Below are 20092 nucleotides of genomic sequence, written 5' to 3'. Positions count from 1 at the left end.
GGCCCTACTCGCCCTGCCGCGCACCCTGTCGATAAGCGGCCGGGCTGCTGCCGGTCCACTGCCTGAAGGCGCGGCAAAAACCGGTGGCGTCGGCGTAGCCCAGGTCAAACGCCAGCGCCGCCACGCTGGTGTTCGAATTGGCCAGGCGATGGATGGCGATATCGCGCCGCAGCGCGTCCTTGACGGCCTGGAAATGCGTGCCTTCCTCGGCAAAGCGCCGGTTCAGCGTGCGCACGGTGGTGTGCAAGGCCTGCGCCAGGTCCTGTATCGTCACCGCTTGCGCCAGGCGCCGCTCCAGATATTCGCGCGCCCTGGCCGCCATCGAGGCGCCATGCACGGCGCTGAATGTCCAGTCTTCCGGTGCGCGTTTCAGGAAGGCCCACAGTTCGTGCTTCTCGCGCTTGAACTGCTGCGCGCAATCGTCGTAGGCGAAGTGGATGCTGGTGATGCCGGCATTGAAGCGCACCTCGCCCGGAACCAGCAAGCCATGCTGGTCCACGTGTTCCGGCCGGTCGAAGCTGAATTCGACCCGCTGCGGGCTGATCTCGCGACCCAGCAGCCACGAGGCGATGCCGTGGATCAGCTTCATCATCAGCACATGGCCCAGTGGCGCGACCGGCGTGCCAGGCGCCCGTTCCACCAGGGCCAGCCGCAGCAGCGCATTTTTGCTGGAAATGTGCAGCCGGTAATCGTCGAGCAGCAAATTCCAGAAACGCACAAACCGGTTCAGGGCAACCATCACGGTCGGTGCATCGAGCAGGCTGAGCATCAGGTATTTCAAGGTGCCGGTGCGGATCGGCCGCGACCACAGGCCCAGCATCTCGTCGTCGAGTGTCGCCGCGACGCTCCGGTATAGCGCCACGTATTGCTGGCGCGTCAGCCGGGCCTCGGGCCGATGCAGGAACGCGGCGGGAATGGCGGCGGCGGCGAGTACCCGCGCCACCGCCGTTTCTCCATGACGGACGCGCACCCAGTGCAGCATGCCGTGCAAAAAGTGCGCGGGTACGGTCAGGGAGTTTTGCACGGAGAGCATCATCGTGCCACCATTATGGCGCAGTTTGCATATTCATTGGCGCGATGTGGCAACCACACCTGCCTTATCTGCCTATACTGAGGCCTGATTTCCACGCCGGCGGCGATGCGGGATGGCTGCTGCATGGCGCATTTTGCCTATCGCCATCCATCACGATTCAGATGGCGGCATCGTTCAAACAGGAGCATGAATGAATACAAGACGCATAGTGGTGACGGGCATGGGCATGGTCACGCCCTTGGGTAACGGCGTTGAAGCCACCTGGCGCCGCCTGCTCGATGGGCAGTCGGGACTGGTGGCTTTACCTGATGACCTCACTGACAGCATCGCCGCCAAGGTTGCCGGCGTCGTGCCGGGTTTGAGCGCCGAATGTCCATGGGGCTTCGACCCTGCCCTCGCCGTGGAAGCGAAAGACCTCAAGAAAATGGACCGCTTTACCATGTTCGCGCTGGCCGCGGCGCAGGAAGCCCTGCGGCAGGCCGGCTGGCAGCCCGACACCGACAGCGCGCGCGAACGCACGGCCACCATCGTCGGCTCCGGCGTGGGCGGCTTCGGCGCCATTGTCGACGCCGTGCGCACCACCGATGGCCGAGGCCCGAAACGGCTGTCGCCGTTTACAGTGCCCAACTTCCTGGCCAATATGGCGGCCGGCCACATCTCGATACGCCACGGCTTTCGCGGCCCGCTGGGCGCTCCCGTCACGGCCTGCGCCGCCAGCGCCCAAGCCATCGGCGACGCGGCACGGCTGATACGCGCCGGCGAAGCCGATATCGCCGTGTGCGGCGGTGCCGAGGCCTGCATCGACCGGGTCAGCTTCGGCGCCTTTGCCGCCGCCAGGACCATGTCGACCGGCTTCAATGACCGCCCTGCCGAGGCATCGCGCCCCTTCGACATGGCCCGCGACGGCTTCGTGATGGGCGAAGGCGCCGGCATGCTGGTGATCGAAGAACTGGAGCACGCCTTGCGCCGCGGCGCCACGCCGATTGCCGAACTGCTGGGCTACGGCACCAGCGCCGACGCCTATCACATGACGTCGCCACCCGAAGACGGCGCCGGCGGACGGCGCGCCATGCAGCTGGCGATCCGGCAGGCCAATATCGCCCCCGAACAGATCGGCCACCTGAACGCCCATGCGACCTCCACGCCGGTCGGCGACATGAGTGAGCTGGCCGCCATCAGGGCGATCTTTGGCAGCGGCAGCGGCCCCGCCGTCTCGGCCACGAAATCGTCGACCGGCCATCTGCTGGGCGCGGCCGGCGGCGTGGAAGCGATCTTCACCGTGCTGGCCCTGCGCGACCAGCTGGCGCCGGCCACCCTCAACCTGGCGCAGCCCGATCCGGCGTCTGAAGGTCTCGACATCGTCACCGGCGCGGCGCGCAAACTGGCCACCGATTACGCCATCTCGAATGGCTTCGGCTTTGGCGGCGTCAATGCCAGCCTGGTATTCGGCCGGCTGTGATCCCGGCCGCGACGGCACTTGCTTATTAAACATGACCTCGCTTACACTTGCGGCCCAGCCATGCCGCACCCGCGCGCATGGCTGCATCGACTGCAAGGGATACGGTGCCATCCATCTTCAATCACTACAAGACCAGTAATCTGCTGTCCGCGCTGGTGCTCGCCGGCGTGGCCGCCACGGCTGAAGCCAACGTGCCTGCGGCCACCGCCCTGCCCGCGCTGGTGACTGCGGGCGCGCCGCCGCAACTCGACGGCGCGTTGAATGACGACGCCTGGCGCCATGCGCCCGTATATGACACCTTTTATGAATACCTGCCCGAAAACGGCCGCCCCGCGCCACCGCAGCTGCGCACCACGGTGCAATTGCTGGTGGCCGATGGCGCGCTGGTGTTCGGCATCCGCGCCTGGGACGACGCGCCGCAGCAGCGCCGTGGCGCGCTGGCGCGGCGCGACAAGGTGGGCCTTGATCAGGACTTTGTCGGCATCTGGCTCGACCCCACGGGCCATGGCCGCGCGGCGCAGTTCGTGCGCATCAATACGGCCGGCGTGATCAGCGACGGCATGTACCGCGCCGACGAGGACCTGTCCGACCTGGGACCGGACTTTCCGATCGACGCCGCCGTCAAGCTGCTGGACGACGGCTACAGCATGGAAGTGCGCTGGCCCTTGTCCAACCTGCGTTTCCCCTACGAAGGCGGCAAGACCTGGTGCGCCATGATCGAGCGCAGCGTGCCGCATGCGGGCGGCCTGCTGCTGACCAGCACGCCGTTGACCAGCGACGCCCTGAGCCATATCGCGGTGCTGCAGCAGATAGACGGCATGGGCGCCACGGTGGCCGGCGTGCGCGACAGGGCCTTTCTGGACCTGAAACCCGAACTGACCCTGCGTTCTACCCGCGACGACGATGCTAACGGGCGGCGCCGCGCCAACCGCGCCAGCCTGGGCCTGGAGGTCAATGCCCGCCCGCGCGCCGACTGGGTCTTCAATGGCACGCTCAATCCCGATTACTCGCAGGTGGAAATCGACGAGCCGACGTCGTCGGGCGCCAGCCGGATTGCCCTCAGCCTGCCTGAAAAACGGGGATTTTTCCTGGAAAGCGCCGACGTGCTGGGCCTGCCGCTGGCGGCCTTTTATTCGCGCACCGTGGCCGATCCGGAATGGGGACTGCGTGCCACCTGGCGCTCGGCCCGGCATGACGCGACGGCCATGAGCTTGCGCGACCAGCCGGGCGGCGTGGTGCTGCGCGGCGGCCCGTATGAAACGGCGCAATACGACCAGACCACGCGCACCCTGGCCAGCCTGGTGCGCGGCCGCTGGCATGGCGATGGCCTGCTGCTGGGTGCCTTTGCCTCGCAGCGCGGGTACAGTCACGATAATGGCCGCGCCGGCGCCAATACGGTGTTCGGCCTGGACGGCCAGTGGCGCGGCGACGGCCAGCAGGCGGCGTGGCTGCTGATGCAGTCGAACAGCAATGTCGCGCTGGCGGAAGATGCGCAGCCCGCACAGCGCGCCGCCACCCGCCGCGGCGTTTATGGCTGGGGCAAATTCACGCATATCAGCGACGCCTGGTGGAACGACGCGGCCTTCGAGGCCAGCAGCGGCGGCTTTGTCAACGACAACGGCTTCGTGCCGCAAACGGGCGTGCTCAAGGTCGACATCAACCTGAACCGCCGCCTGGGGGCGCAGCGCCCGGCCTGGAACGGGCTGGCGCTGGACTTGTACGAGGCGGAAGCGCACCTGGGCCTGCACGAGATCCGCACCGTCGGCGACCGCGTTGCAGGCCAGGCCGGCGGCCAGGTGGTGGAGCGCAAGCTGCAGCCCGGCGTCTGGTTCCGTGGCCCGCGCCAGCTCAATTTCTGGGCCAACCTGGGCTTCGACCAGCAGCGCGCCAACCGCCTGGGCCGGCTGCACGATACGCCCGCGGTGCACTTCGGCTTCGAATCGTCACCCCTGTCCTGGCTGCCCAAACTGAATGCGGAAGTGACCCTGGGACGCCAGCTCGACGTCGACGCCGACCGGGTCGGCCGTGGCGGCAATGTCACGCTGAACCTGGGCTGGCGCCACGCCTTGCCCAACGGCTGGGCGGTGGAACTGGACCAACGTTGGAACCGCGCCTGGGTGCAAGGCACCCTGGGCCAGCCGGCGTTTACCGACACCGGCTGGCGGGTGCTGGCCATGCTGCACTTCACGCCAGCCGATTCCTTGCGCCTGCTGGCGCAGAACACGGCCGGCGAACGGCGCGACGATGGCGTCAGCGCACTGGAACCGTGGGCCGAAAAGCAGTTGCACCGCTCGCTGCTGTACCGCCACCTGTGGCGCCACGGGCGCTCGATGTCGGTCGGCTATTCGCGCGACAAAACACGCGCGCCGACCGTCACCAACCAGGCGCTGACTGTCAAATTCCAGTGGGAAGTGTGATGGCGATATCAGCCGGTCCCTGTCGGTTCGCCCGCGGTTCCGGTATCATGCGGGATGAATAAAATTTCCTACTCTCCCTTTGTCATTGGTGTTGCTGGCGGCAGCGGCAGTGGCAAGTCCACCGTATCCCAGCAAGTGCTGGCCTCGTTCGGCGCCGACATGGTGTCGGTCGTGATGCAGGACGATTACTACTGCGACCAGACCCATCTCGCGCCGGAAGTGCGCCCCCAGCAGAATTACGACCATCCACAGGCTTTCGAGTGGCCATTGCTGGTGCAGCATGTGCGCGCCTTGTGCAACGGCGAATCGATCGAAATGCCGGAATACAACTTCACGCTGCACAACCGCTCCGACAAGACCATTACCGTCAAGCCGGCCCCGGTGATCGTGATCGAAGGCCTGTTTGCCCTGTATGACGAAGACCTGCGCGACATGATGTCGCTGAAGATCTTTGTCGACACCGCCTCCGACGTGCGCTTTATCCGCCGCATGCAACGCGATATCATCGAACGCGGCCGCTCGGTGGAAAGCGTGGTCGAACAATACCTGGAAACCGTGCGCCCGATGCACAAGCAGTTCATCGAACCGACCAAACGCAACGCCGATGTCATCCTGCCGCATGGCGCCAACGGCCCGGCGGTCGACATGATTACCGCCAAGGTGGCCAGCATTATCGGCCAGTCGAAGCGGTCCTGATTTTCAGGGCGTTATTTCACCTTCGTGGTGTAATCAAGCGGCAACCACTGGAAGCCCTGGCCCTTGGCTTGCAGGTGCCCAAGGCCAGGGAATGGCAGGTGGCTGCCGCCCAGCAGATCGCCGGATACGGCAGCCCGCTGAAACACGTCCACCCGGGTAGCGCGCGCGGCGTTGCGGTCGACATCGAATGCGATTGTGACGTCGGGCCGCTTGAACTGCACCGGTCCGACGTGTATCAGGTCACCGATCAGCAACAAGCGCCTGCCTTGGCTTTCGACCTGATACACCGTGCTGCCTGCGGTGTGGCCATCCGCGGAGACCGCGGAGATGCCCGGCACGACCTGGCTACCTGCCTTGAATGGCCGATATTTTCCAGCCGTGATATACGGCGTCAACAAAGCCGCAGCCGCATCAAAAAACTGCAAGTCATTCGCCGCCGCGCTCTTCCTGGCCTCGGCCGACAGCCAATAGCCGGACTCCCGCTCGTCAGCCCGCACGGTCGCATTGGCAAATGCCGGCTGGCCGTCCGACATCAATCCTCCGATATGATCCGAATGCAGATGGGTCAGCAATACCTCGTCGATCTGGCTCGTCCTGTAGCCGGCCGCCTCGATATGCCGGGCCAGCTGGCCTAGCCGGCTGCCAAACAGCGCGCCGCCGCCGGTATCGACCAGCACCAGTTTCTCGCCCGTGTTGATCAGGTAAGCGTTGAACGATGTTTCAAGCGGAACCTCGAGATGCAGGCTGGCGACATCGGCGCGGGTCTGGCGTGCGTCGGCGGACAGCAGTGCATCGACCGGCAAGTCGAGCGTGCCATCGCTCAGCGCGGTCACTTCGAACGCGCCCAGTATCATGCGGAAATAGCCTGGCGCCTCGGTGGCGGCCATGGGAGCGGCGGCGTGCGACATCGCCGGGATGATGGTCCCGCTCGTGGCGAGGACGACAAGTGAGGTGGACACGAGCGCACGGCGGATGGCAGCGCCATTGAAGAGTTGAGTGAACATGATAATTCCTGGGTGGTGGTGGGACGGTGTTACGATAAGCGCCCCTGCATAATCATACAAATCGATTGTTATGATCACCAATATCAGTGAAAATGATTTTCGCGGCGTCGACCTCAATCTGATGGTCACGCTGATGGTGCTGTTGCGCGAGCGCAGCGTCACGCGGGCCGCCGAGCACCTGCACCTGGGCCAGCCTGCGGTGAGCGGCGCCCTGGCCCGCTTGCGCAGCCTGTTCGACGACGAACTGCTGGTGCGCACAGGTACGGGGATGCTGCCCACGCCGCGCGCACTGGAACTGGAGCGTCAGGTGGGCCAGGCGCTGTCCGACATGCACGTCGCCCTGTTCCAGCCACCGTCATTTGATCCGCTGACCGTGTCCGGGACGCTCACCATCGGCATGCCGGACTGGATCGACACCTGGCTGCTGCCAGCGCTGCTGGCCGCGCTCAGCCGCAAAGCGCCGAATGTGCGGGTACGGGTGCTGGAAACCGACCCTTATACGGTCTCGGACATGCTGGCGCAAGAGGAAATCGAGCTTGCCATCGGCGCATTCGACCAGGGACCGCCCTGGCAGCGGCGCATGGCGCTGGCATCGATGACGTTTCGCTGCGTCGGGCGCCCCGAGCTCATCGGTAGCGGCGGAAAAATGACTTTGGAACAATATATCGGCCTGCCACACCTGCTCGTCTCGCACCGGGGGGCGTTCGAGGGGCGCGTCGACAAGGCCCTGGCCACGCTCGGGCTGTCGCGCAATGTGGTCCATACCAGCCCGCATTTCTCCTCCCTGCCCCGGGTACTGCAGCGCGTGGACGCGGTCGCGGCAGTGCCGGGCGGCCTGGCGCCCCTATGGGAAAAGGATTTCGGCCTGCTGTCCGCCGCCATTCCACTCGAGCTGCCCACCATCGAGATCGCCGTCGTTTCCCACGCGACGCGCGACAAGGACATGTTTGTCCAGTGGGTCTGCGACATCGTCAGGGAAATCGCGCCACGCCTTGCCACCGGCGCTCCTGATGCGCGATTAAAGTTATCAGAAGAAAATGTGCAAAAATAGCGAAACAACACCAGTTTGCATTTCCTTGCGCATCACCGCGCGTAATGCTTTCACAACCTCGTCCTGAAGGAATTTATGAAGTTTGCCGTCCAAGCCGTACTGGGTCTGTCATTGGTCTTTTCCACCCCGGCATTTGCCGCCGCCACGCCACCGGCAGCGCCGCTTGCGGCTCCCAACGCGACACACCTGAAAGCCGTGCAGGATCTGCTGGGCGCGATGCAGATAGAAAAAGTGCTGAAGGGCGTGGCCGCCCGCAGCCGCTACCCGAACGAAGCGCAGAAACAGGCGGTGCTCGCCAAGCTCGACAAAATTGCCCCTGCTGAAGTGTATCAGCGCCTGGCGCCAGCGCTGACCAGCGCCATTTCCGCCGACACCGCAACCGAAATGAACCGCTACTACAACACCGCTTACGGCAAGCAGGTCATCTACAAGAAGTACAACTCCGGTGCGCAATTGATCATGCCGGGCGCCACGAAGGCCGTGCCGCCCGAAGAAAAGAAGGAGCGCAAGCGCGCCGCCTATGTCAAGGCGAGCAAGGAGCTCGATGAGGCCGAGCCGGTGATCGAGCATGAGGCGTTCAAGCTTTTGCAGCAGATTAACAAGGAAAAGCGGTAATTCGACGCGCGCCCAGGAAACCAATCGCTGGACAGCGAAGAGCCGCAATTTACAGCATGGTGACAATGTGTGGGATTTCTGCTTTGCCATCCGCTATGCTCTGGTGCCGCTATCGGCCAATACAGGACGGCCGCTTATTGCGCGGCCCGTTCCAAGAATCATCAGAGAGATCTTATGACACCGTCATTAGCTACTTGTGCTCAGTTTTTTCGCATCGGGCTTGAGGCTGGCGTATGCAAGCCTGATGTCGTCCGCACGTGGGCGTTATCGGTAATCGAAAAGATGGACGAGCCTCCAGATGAAATAATTGAGGTATCCTGGAATAAGCCGGTACCCCAACTGATTAGCGATCTACATTCTGTCCAAGGCGACGCGAACATCGAAATAGCCGGTCGGTGGTTGTTATACATTTTGCTCCATGAGATGCCTGATGAGGAACTCCTTTGGCGAACGATAACGGCAGCTAAGCAAGTTGCGATGTCGGCAGGCAGGTCAGCTGAAAACACCGAGCTATACTGCCTGTTTGATTCTATTGAAGACGAGTTGAATCTGGCCGAGCAAGGAATTTACGGTACCGTTGCCGAGTGTCGAATGGAGCTAAGGGCGATTTTAAGTTTGCACTCTTCGTCGCCTCCCGCTGCCTTCTTGAATTGAAATGTAAGTGATCGGCCAGAAGAGAAACCTGACGGCGCTGCTGATCAATGACGTAGGAAGATAAAAGAAAGTTGTTCGATTATGTCCACGGCGAAATTGAATGAGACGTTGGCGGTCTTCTCTGGAGCGGTAACTGTTATGAGCTTCGATTCCGATCAACCGGAAGATGAGTCCTCAGAGACGCGTCAAGAGCAGAGAGATCGCTGCGCGTTGAAGTTTGCAGCTGTGAGGGAAAATTGGGATAAAGATCCCCGCTTACTTGCGAAGCTTGAAGAGTTGACCTCTGAAGGTATCGCGGCATATGCCGCAGGAGAGTTTGACAAGGGCGACAAAGCTGTAATGGGTATTGATGAGATTCTTTGGAGTCTCAGGGAGTAGATTTTCTTCGACCATCCAATCATCCGGACGTGCTGTCGTCCGAAAAATTTTCGCAACGTTCCGAGGTCCGCCAAGGGGCGAATCCAGCCCTTCGATGCAGCCGCTAGATTTTCATCATGGCAACCTGCTATGCCGGGCAGAACGGCCGGGTCCGGCCAAAAGCGGTCCTTTGATGTTTAACTAAAGCGCTAATTTCGTGAGTAAACTTGTAGTGAGAATTTTGAGGAAGTTGAATGATAGAAGTAGCTAGTGGGCAAGTTCTGAAAGCCTACCTTGAGATTGAACCGTCTAGCCAAAGTCCAAACAGGATCTGCCTGTTTTTAGAGGGTTTCAACTGGATCGAACTTACAGGGGTGACCTTGGAAGGCGGATTTGTTTTACCTTCGCCTCTCGGCTGCACTTGCACAGTCATCGACATATCGGACCGGCAATGGGCACTCGCAGATTACGAAGTCACCTTTGCGTCTTCATATTCGCGTGAAGGTACTTTTCACGCGAAGTTCCTCAATCGGATTCCAGCCCTGGACCTGTAGACGCTTACGTATTGTCATTAGGCACGAACGGCCGGGTTGGGCGCTGAGTTATATCTCTGGAGTTCGGGAGGCGGCGATTACGCGCACGCTTCGGCAGTCGAGTTGGGCATAGCGTATCTGTTTACCGATTTTTTACCCAAACCTGATGCATATGTTGACGACCAGTCCATCCAAGACTGACATTTTTGCCTTCATGTGTTGCCTACCAATGCTGGCACTCTACAATTGAAGTGATTTTAAACAACAATACTTCAGGCTTTTCTTCAGCCGGCCATAGCTGGGTTCGGCGATTACCGGACGGCCACGTGGGAAAATATTTATAACGATTTTCGGGATTACGTATGGCTAATTGCGATTCGATTCAGCTAAAAAATACCTCTGGCGCAACACTTCTACTTGTAATTGAGCCGTGAGCCGTGGAATTTCTTCTACCCGCAAACTCCAATTGTGAAGTAGCTTCGGTTGGAGGTGTTGCTCCCTCGGTCATAAGTTTGGAAGTGCTGAACGACCGAATCATTTTCTATGTCGAGACGGCTGGCGCAGTATATGAATATTGGCAGGATGGGAAGCTGGTCGACTGACAACGGCCATAAGCAGACAATGCTCATGACGTTGGGACGCCTAAAGTTCACCACAGTCCATTTTAGCCCGGTGAAGATAGCTTAAAGTGTGTTATTGCGTCATACTGGAAATCTCAAAGGCGTCATTTTAACGTCCGCTTTACGTTGGAAGGTAAGCACAAACTGTAATTTTTGAACCACAAAGGAGAGCATTCATGACGCTTAAACCAGGACCAAAGCCGATAGCAAAATCAACAGGGCAGCCGGATCAGCTCCGCCGTGATAACAAAACCACACTAGGAAATACACCATCTCTCAAACCTAGCAAATCTAGTAATCCTCCAAAAAGTAAATAATAGGGCGGCGTTAACCCGGCGGTCGACCACGTTTCCTGCACGCACTGTACGCTGGGCGATAAAGCCGCACAGCGCAGGTCACCGCTACTTTGGACATCTATGCCCTGTGAGTCCGCTTTGGTGCGAAAGCAGACAATCATCGAATAGACAAGTCATCCCTACAAAAAACACATACAAGTAAAACCTGTTTAGGCCCAAGCCTACAGCCAAGGATAACCGGGCCAAGCGGGCCTGAAAAATGTCGAAGGCAAGGCGCAGCGACGCAGACAGTACGCATGGTCGGCAAGGAAACTGCAACACCGCCATCGGCATTTTCTCAGGTCCGCGTCACTCCGGCCCGCTGTTTTTCAAGCTTCACACTCACTGCAAAAATAAACAAGCCCACACGCCATTTCCCACATTTCCTTCAATAACTTTCCTCCCCTGCGCTAGAATCTGCCTTCGCCTGGCCACCCACGAGGCGGCCACGATGACAAAACCACTATAAAAACGCACGGGAGTGACAGTGAGCTTATTGAGAACCAAGAATCTGGACGACATGATCGCCCACAGCAGGAAACCGGGCGGACTGGCCAAGGTATTGGGGCCGTTCGACCTGGTGCTGATGGGCATAGGCGCCATCGTCGGCACCGGCATCTTTGTATTGACGGGCACCGGCGCGCTGACGGCCGGGCCTGCCCTGTCGCTGTCGTTCGTGATCGCGGCCGTGGCCTGCTGCTTTGCCGCGCTGTGCTATGCGGAGTTCGCCTCCACCGTGCCGGTGGCCGGCTCGATCTATACCTACACCTACGCCACCATGGGCGAGCTGGCCGCCTGGATGATAGGCTGGGACCTGCTGCTCGAATACGGCCTGGCGGCCGCTGCCGTCTGTGTCGGCTGGTCCGGCTATTTCCAGTCGCTGATCGCCGGTTTTGGTATCGTGCTGCCGGTGGAGTTGACGGCCGCGCCCGGTGCGCTGCCCGGCGTGTCCACTTGGATCAACCTGCCGGCGCTGGTGATCATGCTGCTGCTCACCGCCATGTTGGGCTGGGGCGTGCGCGAATCGGCGCGCCTGAACAACATCATGGTGGCCATCAAGATCGGCGTGGTGCTGCTGTTTATCGTGTTTGGCGCGCGCCATGTGCAGCCGGCCAACTGGCAGCCTTACATGCCCTTCGGCATGAACGGCGTGATGAGCGCGGCGGCGCTGGTGTTCTTTGCCTTTATCGGCTTTGACGCCGTCACCTCGGCCGCCGAGGAAGTCAAGAAACCGTCGCGCGACCTGCCGATCGGCATTATTGGTTCCCTGGCCGTGTGCGCCGTACTGTATGTGGTGGTGTCCGCCATCATGACGGGCATCGTGCCGTACCAGAAATTCCTCGGCGTCGACCACCCTGTTTCGCTGGCGCTGCAATATGCGGGTGAAAACTGGATCGCGGGCTTTGTCGACCTGGGCGCCATCCTCGGCATGACCACCGTGATCCTGGTGATGGCCTTCGGCCAGACCCGCATCATCTTCGCCATGTCGCGCGACGGCCTGCTGCCGGCCCGCCTGTCGACCGTGCATCCGCGCTTCCAGACGCCGTTCTTCGCCACCTGGCTGGTCGGCATCGTGTTCGGCCTGATCGCCGCCGTGATCCCGCTGAACATTCTGGCTGAACTGATCAATATCGGCACCCTGGCCGCGTTCACCCTGGTGGCGATCGCCGTGGTGGTACTGCGCAAGAAGCGTCCCGACCTGCCGCGCGCCTTCCGCTGCCCGGGCGTGCCGGTGATTCCGGCGCTGGCCGTGATTTTCTGCGTGGCCCTGATGAGCTATTTGAGCCTGGTGACCTGGATTGCCTTCGGCATCTGGCTGGCGATCGGCCTGGCGATTTATTTCGGCTACGCCCGCCGGCGCTCGCTGCTGCATCCGAAAGCCTGACCCTGTTGTACCCCTGCGGCGTACGCGACAGCCCTTGTCGCGCGCCGCAGTTATGATGGCACTCTTGTTATTTGCAGAGAGTTCGCCATGCACCCCGCCCCCGCCCTGATCGAACAGCTGGAAAAGAAAGCCGACCAGCTCAAGCGCGCGCGCCTGCGCACCATGCAGTGGGTGGCCGTCGGCCTGCTGGTGGCCGCCGCCCTGCTGTTTGCGCTGGCCCGCTCGCAACGTGGCGGCCACCCGGCCTGGGGCTACCTGGAGGCGTTCGCCGAAGCATCGATGGTGGGCGCGATCGCCGACTGGTTTGCCGTGGTCGCCCTGTTCCGCCACCCGCTGGGCATTCCCATCTGGCACACGGCGATTATCCCGAACAGCAAGGAAGGCATCGGCCAGAGCCTGGGCGCGTTCGTGGAAAACCATTTCATTACCGAGCAAGGCATCGCCGAGCGCATCGCCGGGGCCAATCCGGCCGGCCTGCTGGGCGCCTGGCTGCGCGACCCGCGCCACGCGGAGCAACTGGGCCACTCCGCCGCCCGGGTGGCAAAACAACTGCTGGCCATGCTCGACCATGCGCAGATGCGCGAACTGGTGCGCCGTAAAGCCACCGGCTACCTGGGCGAGCTGAATCTGTCCAGCGTGGCGGCCGACTGCATCGATGCGCTGATCGCCGACGGCAAGCCGCAGGAACTGCTGGACTTCGTGCTCGACCAGGGCGCCGCCTACCTGGCCGACGAAAGCCACCATGCGGCCATCGGCGACTTCGCGCTGAACGCCTTCCATATTGAAAACAAGCTGCTCAAGGCGGCCATGGTGCTGTACGAGGCGCGCATGATCAGGTCGCTGCAGGAATTCGTTGTCGCCGTGCGCGCCGACCCGCAGCACCCGATGCGCGCGCGCCTGTCTGGCTGGATCGCCGACAGCGCGCTGCACCTGAAAAGCGACGCCCGCTGGCAGGACACCGTCCGCCACTACCAGCGGCAGGCGCTGGCCAGCGACAAGGTGCAGGCGATGCTGGGCGAAGCCTGGGATACCCTGGTCGAACGCCTGCAGGCGGACCTCGACAGCGAGCAGCCCGCGCTGGCGCGCACCATTGCCGGCATCGCGGAAAATACCGGCAAGGTGCTGGCCAGCGATGCGCAGGCCAGCGGGTGGCTGAACGCCACCATCGTCGCTGGCAGCAGCGCGCTGGTGCGCCGCTACCGCGGCGAAGTGGGCGCCTTTATCGAAAGCCGGCTGGCCCTGTGGAGTCGCGAGGAGATGAGCGAGCGCATCGAACTGGCGATCGGCCGCGACTTGCAGTTCATCCGCATCAACGGCACCGTGGTGGGCGGGCTGGCGGGCCTGCTGATCCATACCGTCAGCCAGGCATTTTGACCTGCCGCTGATCTTGTTTACCGCGCTGTCGCGCGGGCCTGCCCCAGTCGGCGAACCATGGCCATCACGGCCGCCATCTGCGGCGCTTGCCGGGTCTGGAAGTCCGGCCTGGAAGGGTTGTCGCCGGAATAGCCCCAGAAATCCCAGCAGCCCTGCGGGTTGACGGGAATGCCATTCGATGCGCGCACCTGCGGATACAGCACGATCAGGCGGTTGCTGTCGGCATACTGGTTGTAGCCGGTGCCTGCGTAAAAACGGGCACCGATACGCCTCGCGCCCTGCTGGCAGCCATGAAACACCACGTGCACGGCGCAGGCATGCTCGCGGCAATCGCGCGGCACATAGGCGTAGCCGCTGTCGTCCATGCTGCTGCGGCTGCCCTTGACGAATTCGTTCTGGTCAAAGCGGATCAGTTCCCCCATGGGCTGGCCCAGGTTCGGTGGCTGGCTGCCCGTGCCGGCCAGGTGGCGCAGCAAGTCGTGCGACTGGGTAAAACCACAGTTGTTGATATACGGCGCCTGGGTGGCGGCGCAGGGCCCGTCCTCGGGGCGGTCGGTCAGGATGGCGTGGCCGGCGGCGACATTCTTGCTGTAGGCGATGGCTGCCGGGGCCACGCCCGCCAAGCGATAGTATTTTTCCACCTGGTCGACGACGATGGTGCGCACGGTCCGGTCTTCCGTGCCGCTGAAGACATACACGCGCTGCCGCGCCAGGTTGGCCACCGGATCGATCAGCCCTTCCTGCGCATAACGCTGGGCATTGCGCCAGGACACCGCGGCGTCCGCCGCCGTCGCCGCCGAAGCGGGCTGCATGCAGGCGCTCATCGCATTTTGCAGCGGCGGCTGGTCGGGATAGGTCGAGGCACAATCATAGGGGCCGCCGGCAATAATGCCCACGCCCTTGATGGCGGAAGAATACGCGGTGGCGATCTGCGCCGCCATGAAGCCGCCCGACGACAGGCCCGAAACGGAAGCCTGGCCCAGGTCGGCGCCCAGGCCGGGCAGCGGCGCGGCATTGAGGGCCGCTGCGGAAAACGGCATGGCGGCCAGCGCCAGGGAAACGGGGATTGCACACAGAGTGAGCTTCATCATGGTCATCTTTCAATCGGGGTCATCGTCGGGAACCAGCATGGCCTGGTGATTGTAAATGAGCCATTGTGACAGGCATGGCAATTATTTTTTCGCAACCATCTCAGCATGGCAGAAGCGCTGCCGGTACGCGCCCGGGCTGGTGGCGACGATGCGCCGGAAATGCCGGCGCAGCGATTCTTCCGAGCCAAAGCCGGCCAGCTCGGCCACCTGCGCCATCGGCGTGGCGGGCGACTCCAGCAAGTCCCTGGCCAGCGCCACGCGCTCGCGTATCAGCCAGCCGACGGGGCCCATGCCGGTGGCGTCCTGGAACTGGCGCTGCAAGGTGCGCGGGCTCATCAAGGCGCGCCGGGCCATGCTGGCGACCGTATGCGGCAAGGCCGGATGCGCACGCAGCCAGTCGATCAAGGCGGCCAGCCGGCCGGCCTCGTCTTTTGCCATCGGCCGCGGCACGAACTGCGCCTGGCCGCCTTCCCTATGCGGCGCCGTGACCAGGCGCTGCGCCACCATATTGCCGATCTTCGCGCCATGGTCGCGCCGCACCAGGTGCAGCAGCATGTCCAGCCCGGCCGCCGAGCCGGCCGAGGTGATGATGTTGCCCTCATCCACATACAGCGCGTCCGGCGCCACGTCGATCGCCGGATAGCGCTGCGCCAGCCGTTCGGCATAGCGCCAGTGCGTGGTGGCCCGCTTGCCGTCAAGCACGCCGGCCGCCGCCAGCACGAACACGCCGGAGCAGATCGAGCACAGGCGCGCGCCGCGCAAATGGGCCGCGCGCAGCTTGTCCAGCAGGGCCGCCGGCGGCAGCTCGTCGGCATCGCGCCAGCCGGGAATCACAATGGTGTCGGCCTGATCCAGCAGATCGAGCGCATACGGCGCCTGCACGGCAATGCCGCCCATGGCGCGGATAGGCCCCGGCTCGGCCGCGCAGACGGCAAAGTCGTACCAGGGCACACCCAGCTCTGCGCGGTCGAGGGCGAAAATTTCGACGGTACAGCCGAATTCAAACGTGCACAGGCGGTCATACGCGAGAGCTACAACAAGATGATTGTTCATGGCGCAATGTTACCGCAGTTCGGCATTCACGCCACTATTCCAGGCGGCGCCCGCCGCCGACAATCATCCCACCGCAACCAACCAGGAAAACACCATGTCGCTCGTTACCGAAGTCCCCGCAGCACCGCAAGCCGTCGCCCTTGCCCACTTTGCAGCCATGCTGCAATTTGAAACCGATTGCTGGGACGTCCACCACACGCTGGCCTCCGGCACCGCCGACTTCGTGCTGCTCGACGTGCGCGGACCGGCGCAGTTCGCCGCCGGCCATATTCCCGGCGCCACCCATCTGCCGCATGGAAAAATCATCAAGAGCAAATTGGCGCACTACCCCGACGACACCGTGTTCGTCACTTATTGCGCCGGCCCGCACTGCAACGGCGCCGCGCGCGCCGCGATCCGCCTGGCCAGGCTGGGCCGGCCCGTGAAGATCATGCCAGGAGGAATCACGGGCTGGATCGATGAAGGATTTGCGCTGGACACGGCAACCGACGACCTTGCCGCGCAAGCATGACCAGCCTGTACACGGTGCGCCGCGCGGACCGGCGCGATGCCACGGCCTTGCTTGCGCTGATGCGCGGACCGGCGCGCTTCGAAGGCTATCTTGACCAGTTCCGCGTCAGCGAAAACGATCTGCTCGAGCGTGGCCTGGGCGTTGAATCGCGGCAGGAATTCACGGCCTTGGTCGCCGAAAGCGCCAGCGGCGCCCTGCTCGGCCACGCCGTGGTCTACACCATAACTTTCACCTTTGACTTGCGGCCGACCCTGGTACTCAAGGAACTGTATGTGGAGCATACCGCGCGTAGCCTGGGCATCGGCCACGCCCTGATGGCGGCTGTCATGGAGGAAGGCAAGGCGCAAGGCTGCGCGCGCCTGAAATGGGATGTGCTGCCAGGCAATCTGCGCGCGCAGGCGTTTTACCGCAGCCTGGGAGGCGCGCCCGATACACAGTGGCAAGGCTGGATACGGTGCCTTGATTGACTGACGGCGGGCCATCGCCAGCAACGCTGAACCTTGCCGATTTGTAATGCCAGAGTGGTTGACGCCAGCACCGCGACTGCCTAGCATGGATTGCAAATGCGGCAACCCGCCCGCATGCAACCGGAGCTCGCCATGCGCCACTTTCCCCTTCCTCGCCTGTTCGCCCGGATCGCCGCCGCCTGCCTGTTCATCACGCTTGGCGCCACGACAGCCGCCACCGCTGCCGACGCCCAAGGGCAGGTGGGCGTACAGACGCCACCAGGCTGGCGGATGATGCCCTTGCCGTCCATCAGGGGCCATATCCAGAGTGCCGATACCGACGATAACGTCCAGTTGATGTACAACGATGACCAACAGCTGGTCGGCGTGGTGATGGTCACCTTTACGCCTGGCGGTGGTTATTCCAGCCTGCTGAAATCGTTCAAGTACAACGAGGGCGATGCCAATCCGCCGGCCTTGTCGATGATAGTGCCTGGCGACTACCAGCCTGCTTGCCATCCGGGTAGTTCATGCGAGACGGTGCATATCGCCAACCAGGCAATCGGACTGTGCTTTGGTGAAGCATCGTGCCGAATTCTGTATTACGACGGCAGAGAGCTGCGCGACATCGTCATGACGGACTGAAATAAAGCCTACAACCACCCTTCCCGCTTCAGCCGCCGGTGCAGGAAATAACAGCCGGCCACAATCACCACCATCACGGCCGGATAGCCGCCACGCCATTTCAACTCGGGCATGAACTCGAAGTTCATGCCGTACAGGCTGAACACCATGGTCGGCACGGCCAGGATGCCGGCCCAGGCGGCCAGGCGCTTGACCACCTCGTTCTGGCGGATCGAGATCTGGCCCAGCGCCACCTGCATGGCTGCGTTGACCATTTCGCGCATCTGGTTGGCCGTGTGCGTCACGCGTTTCACGTGATCGAGGATGTCGCGGTAATAGATGCGGTTTTCCTTGGGCACGATATCGCCATGGAAGCGGATCAGCTGGGTGCAGATTTCATGCAGCGGATTGACGGCCGCGTCCAGCTTCAGCAATTCCGTTTTTAATTGGTAAAAATCCTGCAGCTTGTCTTCATTCAGGCTGGGCTTGAACAGCTGGGTTTCATATTGCTGGAACTTGGCCTGCAGCATGTCGATGCAGGGCTGGTACTGGTCGACGATAAAATCGATGATGGAATACAGCACATAGCCGGGGCCGCTGGCCAGTTTCTCGGGCACGGTTTCCTTGCGCTCGCGCAGCTTGGCGTAACCGGCCGAGGGGCCATGGCGCACGGTGATGATAAAGCGGCAGCCGAGAAACACGTGGGTTTCGCCGTAGACGATGGCCTGGCCGTCGAGGCTGGCCGTGTGCAGCACCATGAACAGGGTGTCGCCATATTCTTCCAGCTTGGGCCGCTCGTGCGCGCCCTCGGCATCCTCGACCGCCAGCTCGTGCAGGCCGAAAGCGGCTTGCAGCGCGCGCATGGCGGCGCTGTCGGGCCCGGCCAGGCCGATCCAGACGAAACAATCGGGGTCGCCAAGGAATTCGCCCACCTTGTCGATCTCGAAGTGCGCCATTTTTTTGCCGTGGCGATAGGCTTCGCAATTGACGACGGCGGCGTGTTGACTCAGGTCCATACGATGATTCCAAGTGTAGAGGCATGCAGCTTAACGCAGGCGGGGTAATGATTCTGTTAAGCATTGCACAGCCGAATGATGCTTGCGGGCATAGTATGAAGCATACTCACTAAAAAGGATCGCACCGTGCCCAGATTGCCCGCCCCCGAAGAGCGCCGCCAGGTATTACTGGACCGGCGCGATGAGAAAATGGCGCGCTCGCCCCATGCTTATGTACGCGGCAATACCGCACAGTATTACGAATGGCTGCAAGCCCAGCCCGGCCACAGTCTGCCGGAAGGGCCGCCGATCTGGATCTGCGGCGACTGCCATATGGGCAACCTGGGCCCACTGGCCAGTGCGGACGGCAGCGTGCAACTGCAGATCCGCGACTTCGACCAGAGCGTGATCGGCAATCCCGCGCACGACCTGGTGCGCCTGGCGCTGTCGCTGGCAGTGGCCGCGCGCGGCTCCTCGCTGCCCGGCGTGGTAACGGCCAGCATGCTGCAACACCTGCTCAAGGGCTATGCGTTCGCCTTTTTACCAGCCGAACTGCAGGGCACCCTGCCCCGCCCCGCCGCCGTCAGCATGGCCTTGCGCGGCGCCGAGCAGCGCTCGTGGAAGGAACTGGCGGAAGAGCGCTTCCTGGAAACGCGTCCCATCATCCCCATGGGGCGCAACTTCTGGCCGATTTCAAAGAAAGAAAAGAAAGCCATCCGCGAGCTGTGCGAGTCCTCCGCCCTGCGCGCGCTGGTGACGCGGCTGAAATCACGCCATAAAAAAGTCAAGCTGGAAGTGATCGACGCGGCTTACTGGGTCAAGGGCTGCAGTTCGCTGGGATTTTTGCGCTACGCCGTGCTGCTGGGTATCGGCGACGGCGAATACTGCCTGATCGATATCAAGGAAGCGGTGCAGGCCACCTCCGTGCGCTACGCGGATTCCAGCATGCCGCGCGATAACGCCAAGCGCGTGGTGACGGGTGCGCGCCATCTGTCGCCGGCGCTGGGCGAACGCACCATGCCGCAGCGCTTTCTGGGCCGCGGCATTTTCGTGCGCGAGCTGCTGCCGCAAGATCTGAAACTGGAAATCGACGAACTGAGCGTGGAAGACGCGGCCAGCACCGCCAGTTACCTGGCGTATGTGGTGGGCTGCGCGCATGCGCGGCAGATGGACTGGGCCACCGGCATGCACTGGGTGCGGCAACTGCAGGAAGGCCGCGAGGACGGCAGCGCGATTCCGTCGTGGCTGTGGAACAGCGTGCTGCAGCTGATCGCCCACCACGAAACAGGCTACCTCGAACATTGCCGTAACTATGCGTTGCGGCAACAGGCGCATTGAG

At 62.5% G+C, this 20092-nt stretch carries 20 protein-coding genes; 15 read left to right on the top strand and 5 right to left on the bottom strand.

The genetic code is table 11. From position 1 onward, the window contains the following. Positions 1-4 precede the first annotated feature (4 nt). A complete protein-coding gene (locus Q8L25_RS19215) occupies positions 5-1033 on the bottom strand; it encodes an AraC family transcriptional regulator ligand-binding domain-containing protein (RefSeq protein ID WP_308925760.1) in 1029 nt (342 codons plus the stop codon). A gap of 190 nt (positions 1034-1223) precedes the next feature. Between Q8L25_RS19215 and fabF the strand changes: the two genes are divergently transcribed. The 3 genes from fabF (at position 1224) to udk (ending at position 5605) form a co-directional block, all read left to right on the top strand. After that, positions 1224-2492, top strand: coding sequence for a beta-ketoacyl-ACP synthase II (gene fabF, locus Q8L25_RS19210; protein ID WP_308920899.1), 1269 nt, complete (start codon positions 1224-1226; stop codon positions 2490-2492). A gap of 77 nt (positions 2493-2569) precedes the next feature. After that, complete coding sequence (locus Q8L25_RS19205; RefSeq protein WP_308920898.1) at positions 2570-4909, top strand: hypothetical protein; 2340 nt, start codon at positions 2570-2572, stop codon at positions 4907-4909. 54 nt (positions 4910-4963) lie between these two features. Then, the gene (gene udk / locus Q8L25_RS19200; RefSeq protein WP_308920897.1) at positions 4964-5605 is read left to right on the top strand and encodes a uridine kinase; all 642 of its coding nucleotides are present in this window, start codon (positions 4964-4966) and stop codon (positions 5603-5605) included. A gap of 11 nt (positions 5606-5616) precedes the next feature. Here udk and Q8L25_RS19195 read toward each other — a convergent pair whose 3' ends face one another. After that, complete coding sequence (locus tag Q8L25_RS19195; RefSeq protein WP_308920896.1) at positions 5617-6609, bottom strand: MBL fold metallo-hydrolase; 993 nt, start codon at positions 6607-6609, stop codon at positions 5617-5619. Between the two features lie 70 nt (positions 6610-6679). Between Q8L25_RS19195 and Q8L25_RS19190 the strand changes: the two genes are divergently transcribed. The 8 genes from Q8L25_RS19190 (at position 6680) to Q8L25_RS19155 (ending at position 14033) form a co-directional block, all read left to right on the top strand. Beyond that, the gene (locus tag Q8L25_RS19190) at positions 6680-7660 is read left to right on the top strand and encodes a LysR substrate-binding domain-containing protein (protein ID WP_308920895.1); all 981 of its coding nucleotides are present in this window, start codon (positions 6680-6682) and stop codon (positions 7658-7660) included. A gap of 75 nt (positions 7661-7735) precedes the next feature. After that, positions 7736-8275: a hypothetical protein gene (locus Q8L25_RS19185; protein ID WP_308920894.1), complete on the top strand. Its 540-nt coding sequence runs from the start codon at positions 7736-7738 to the stop codon at positions 8273-8275. 174 nt (positions 8276-8449) lie between these two features. Next, positions 8450-8929: a hypothetical protein gene (locus Q8L25_RS19180; RefSeq protein WP_308920893.1), complete on the top strand. Its 480-nt coding sequence runs from the start codon at positions 8450-8452 to the stop codon at positions 8927-8929. Between the two features lie 138 nt (positions 8930-9067). Then, positions 9068-9307 carry a hypothetical protein gene (locus tag Q8L25_RS19175; protein WP_308920892.1) on the top strand — a complete coding sequence of 80 codons (240 nt, stop codon included), beginning with the start codon at positions 9068-9070 and terminating at the stop codon, positions 9305-9307. 233 nt (positions 9308-9540) lie between these two features. Then, complete coding sequence (locus Q8L25_RS19170) at positions 9541-9840, top strand: hypothetical protein (protein WP_308920891.1); 300 nt, start codon at positions 9541-9543, stop codon at positions 9838-9840. A gap of 775 nt (positions 9841-10615) precedes the next feature. Further along, positions 10616-10756 carry a hypothetical protein gene (locus tag Q8L25_RS19165; protein ID WP_308920890.1) on the top strand — a complete coding sequence of 47 codons (141 nt, stop codon included), beginning with the start codon at positions 10616-10618 and terminating at the stop codon, positions 10754-10756. 505 nt (positions 10757-11261) lie between these two features. Next, a complete protein-coding gene (locus tag Q8L25_RS19160) occupies positions 11262-12659 on the top strand; it encodes an amino acid permease (RefSeq protein WP_308920889.1) in 1398 nt (465 codons plus the stop codon). An 87-nt stretch (positions 12660-12746) separates the two neighbouring features. After that, entirely contained in the window at positions 12747-14033 is a 1287-nt protein-coding gene (locus Q8L25_RS19155) for a DUF445 domain-containing protein (protein WP_308920888.1), read from the top strand. A gap of 17 nt (positions 14034-14050) precedes the next feature. On the opposite strand, the gene Q8L25_RS19150 is transcribed toward Q8L25_RS19155, so the two are convergent. Both Q8L25_RS19150 and ftrA read right to left on the bottom strand, forming a co-directional pair. Continuing rightward, entirely contained in the window at positions 14051-15124 is a 1074-nt protein-coding gene (locus Q8L25_RS19150; protein WP_308920887.1) for a poly(3-hydroxybutyrate) depolymerase, read from the bottom strand. A gap of 81 nt (positions 15125-15205) precedes the next feature. Next, positions 15206-16177: a transcriptional regulator FtrA gene (gene ftrA / locus Q8L25_RS19145; RefSeq protein ID WP_308920886.1), complete on the bottom strand. Its 972-nt coding sequence runs from the start codon at positions 16175-16177 to the stop codon at positions 15206-15208. A gap of 94 nt (positions 16178-16271) precedes the next feature. On the opposite strand from ftrA, the gene Q8L25_RS19140 reads away from it, so the two are divergent. From Q8L25_RS19140 to Q8L25_RS19130, 3 genes are all read left to right on the top strand, one after another. Continuing rightward, entirely contained in the window at positions 16272-16688 is a 417-nt protein-coding gene (locus Q8L25_RS19140) for a rhodanese-like domain-containing protein (RefSeq protein WP_308925759.1), read from the top strand. After that, a complete protein-coding gene (locus tag Q8L25_RS19135; protein ID WP_308920885.1) occupies positions 16685-17155 on the top strand; it encodes a GNAT family N-acetyltransferase in 471 nt (156 codons plus the stop codon). The genes Q8L25_RS19140 and Q8L25_RS19135 overlap by 4 nt, the downstream gene beginning before the upstream one ends. Before the next feature lie 132 nt (positions 17156-17287). Next, the gene (locus Q8L25_RS19130) at positions 17288-17779 is read left to right on the top strand and encodes a hypothetical protein (protein ID WP_308920884.1); all 492 of its coding nucleotides are present in this window, start codon (positions 17288-17290) and stop codon (positions 17777-17779) included. A gap of 8 nt (positions 17780-17787) precedes the next feature. On the opposite strand, the gene corA is transcribed toward Q8L25_RS19130, so the two are convergent. After that, a complete protein-coding gene (corA, locus tag Q8L25_RS19125; RefSeq protein WP_308920883.1) occupies positions 17788-18774 on the bottom strand; it encodes a magnesium/cobalt transporter CorA in 987 nt (328 codons plus the stop codon). Between the two features lie 126 nt (positions 18775-18900). Between corA and Q8L25_RS19120 the strand changes: the two genes are divergently transcribed. Continuing rightward, positions 18901-20091 (top strand): DUF2252 family protein, encoded by a 1191-nt coding sequence (locus tag Q8L25_RS19120; protein ID WP_308920882.1) that lies wholly within the window; start codon positions 18901-18903, stop codon positions 20089-20091. The last annotated feature ends 1 nt before the right edge of the window (position 20092 follow it).

This window comes from Janthinobacterium sp. J1-1 (assembly GCF_030944405.1).
In the GTDB taxonomy this organism is placed as follows: Bacteria; Pseudomonadota; Gammaproteobacteria; order Burkholderiales; family Burkholderiaceae_D; genus Janthinobacterium.
Note: the sequence above shows the minus strand (reverse complement) of the source record. Positions and strands in the feature narration are given on the sequence as shown.

Coding starts and splice junctions, on each gene's coding strand:
- Q8L25_RS19215 (WP_308925760.1), bottom strand. CDS start 1,033: ATGCTCTCCGTGCAAAACTCCCTGACCGTACCCGCGCACTTTTTGCAC.
- fabF (WP_308920899.1), top strand. CDS start 1,224: ATGAATACAAGACGCATAGTGGTGACGGGCATGGGCATGGTCACGCCC.
- Q8L25_RS19205 (WP_308920898.1), top strand. CDS start 2,570: ATGGCTGCATCGACTGCAAGGGATACGGTGCCATCCATCTTCAATCAC.
- udk (WP_308920897.1), top strand. CDS start 4,964: ATGAATAAAATTTCCTACTCTCCCTTTGTCATTGGTGTTGCTGGCGGC.
- Q8L25_RS19195 (WP_308920896.1), bottom strand. CDS start 6,609: ATGTTCACTCAACTCTTCAATGGCGCTGCCATCCGCCGTGCGCTCGTG.
- Q8L25_RS19190 (WP_308920895.1), top strand. CDS start 6,680: ATGATCACCAATATCAGTGAAAATGATTTTCGCGGCGTCGACCTCAAT.
- Q8L25_RS19185 (WP_308920894.1), top strand. CDS start 7,736: ATGAAGTTTGCCGTCCAAGCCGTACTGGGTCTGTCATTGGTCTTTTCC.
- Q8L25_RS19180 (WP_308920893.1), top strand. CDS start 8,450: ATGACACCGTCATTAGCTACTTGTGCTCAGTTTTTTCGCATCGGGCTT.
- Q8L25_RS19175 (WP_308920892.1), top strand. CDS start 9,068: ATGAGCTTCGATTCCGATCAACCGGAAGATGAGTCCTCAGAGACGCGT.
- Q8L25_RS19170 (WP_308920891.1), top strand. CDS start 9,541: ATGATAGAAGTAGCTAGTGGGCAAGTTCTGAAAGCCTACCTTGAGATT.
- Q8L25_RS19165 (WP_308920890.1), top strand. CDS start 10,616: ATGACGCTTAAACCAGGACCAAAGCCGATAGCAAAATCAACAGGGCAG.
- Q8L25_RS19155 (WP_308920888.1), top strand. CDS start 12,747: ATGCACCCCGCCCCCGCCCTGATCGAACAGCTGGAAAAGAAAGCCGAC.
- Q8L25_RS19150 (WP_308920887.1), bottom strand. CDS start 15,124: ATGATGAAGCTCACTCTGTGTGCAATCCCCGTTTCCCTGGCGCTGGCC.
- ftrA (WP_308920886.1), bottom strand. CDS start 16,177: ATGAACAATCATCTTGTTGTAGCTCTCGCGTATGACCGCCTGTGCACG.
- Q8L25_RS19140 (WP_308925759.1), top strand. CDS start 16,272: ATGTCGCTCGTTACCGAAGTCCCCGCAGCACCGCAAGCCGTCGCCCTT.
- Q8L25_RS19135 (WP_308920885.1), top strand. CDS start 16,685: ATGACCAGCCTGTACACGGTGCGCCGCGCGGACCGGCGCGATGCCACG.
- Q8L25_RS19130 (WP_308920884.1), top strand. CDS start 17,288: ATGCGCCACTTTCCCCTTCCTCGCCTGTTCGCCCGGATCGCCGCCGCC.
- corA (WP_308920883.1), bottom strand. CDS start 18,774: ATGGACCTGAGTCAACACGCCGCCGTCGTCAATTGCGAAGCCTATCGC.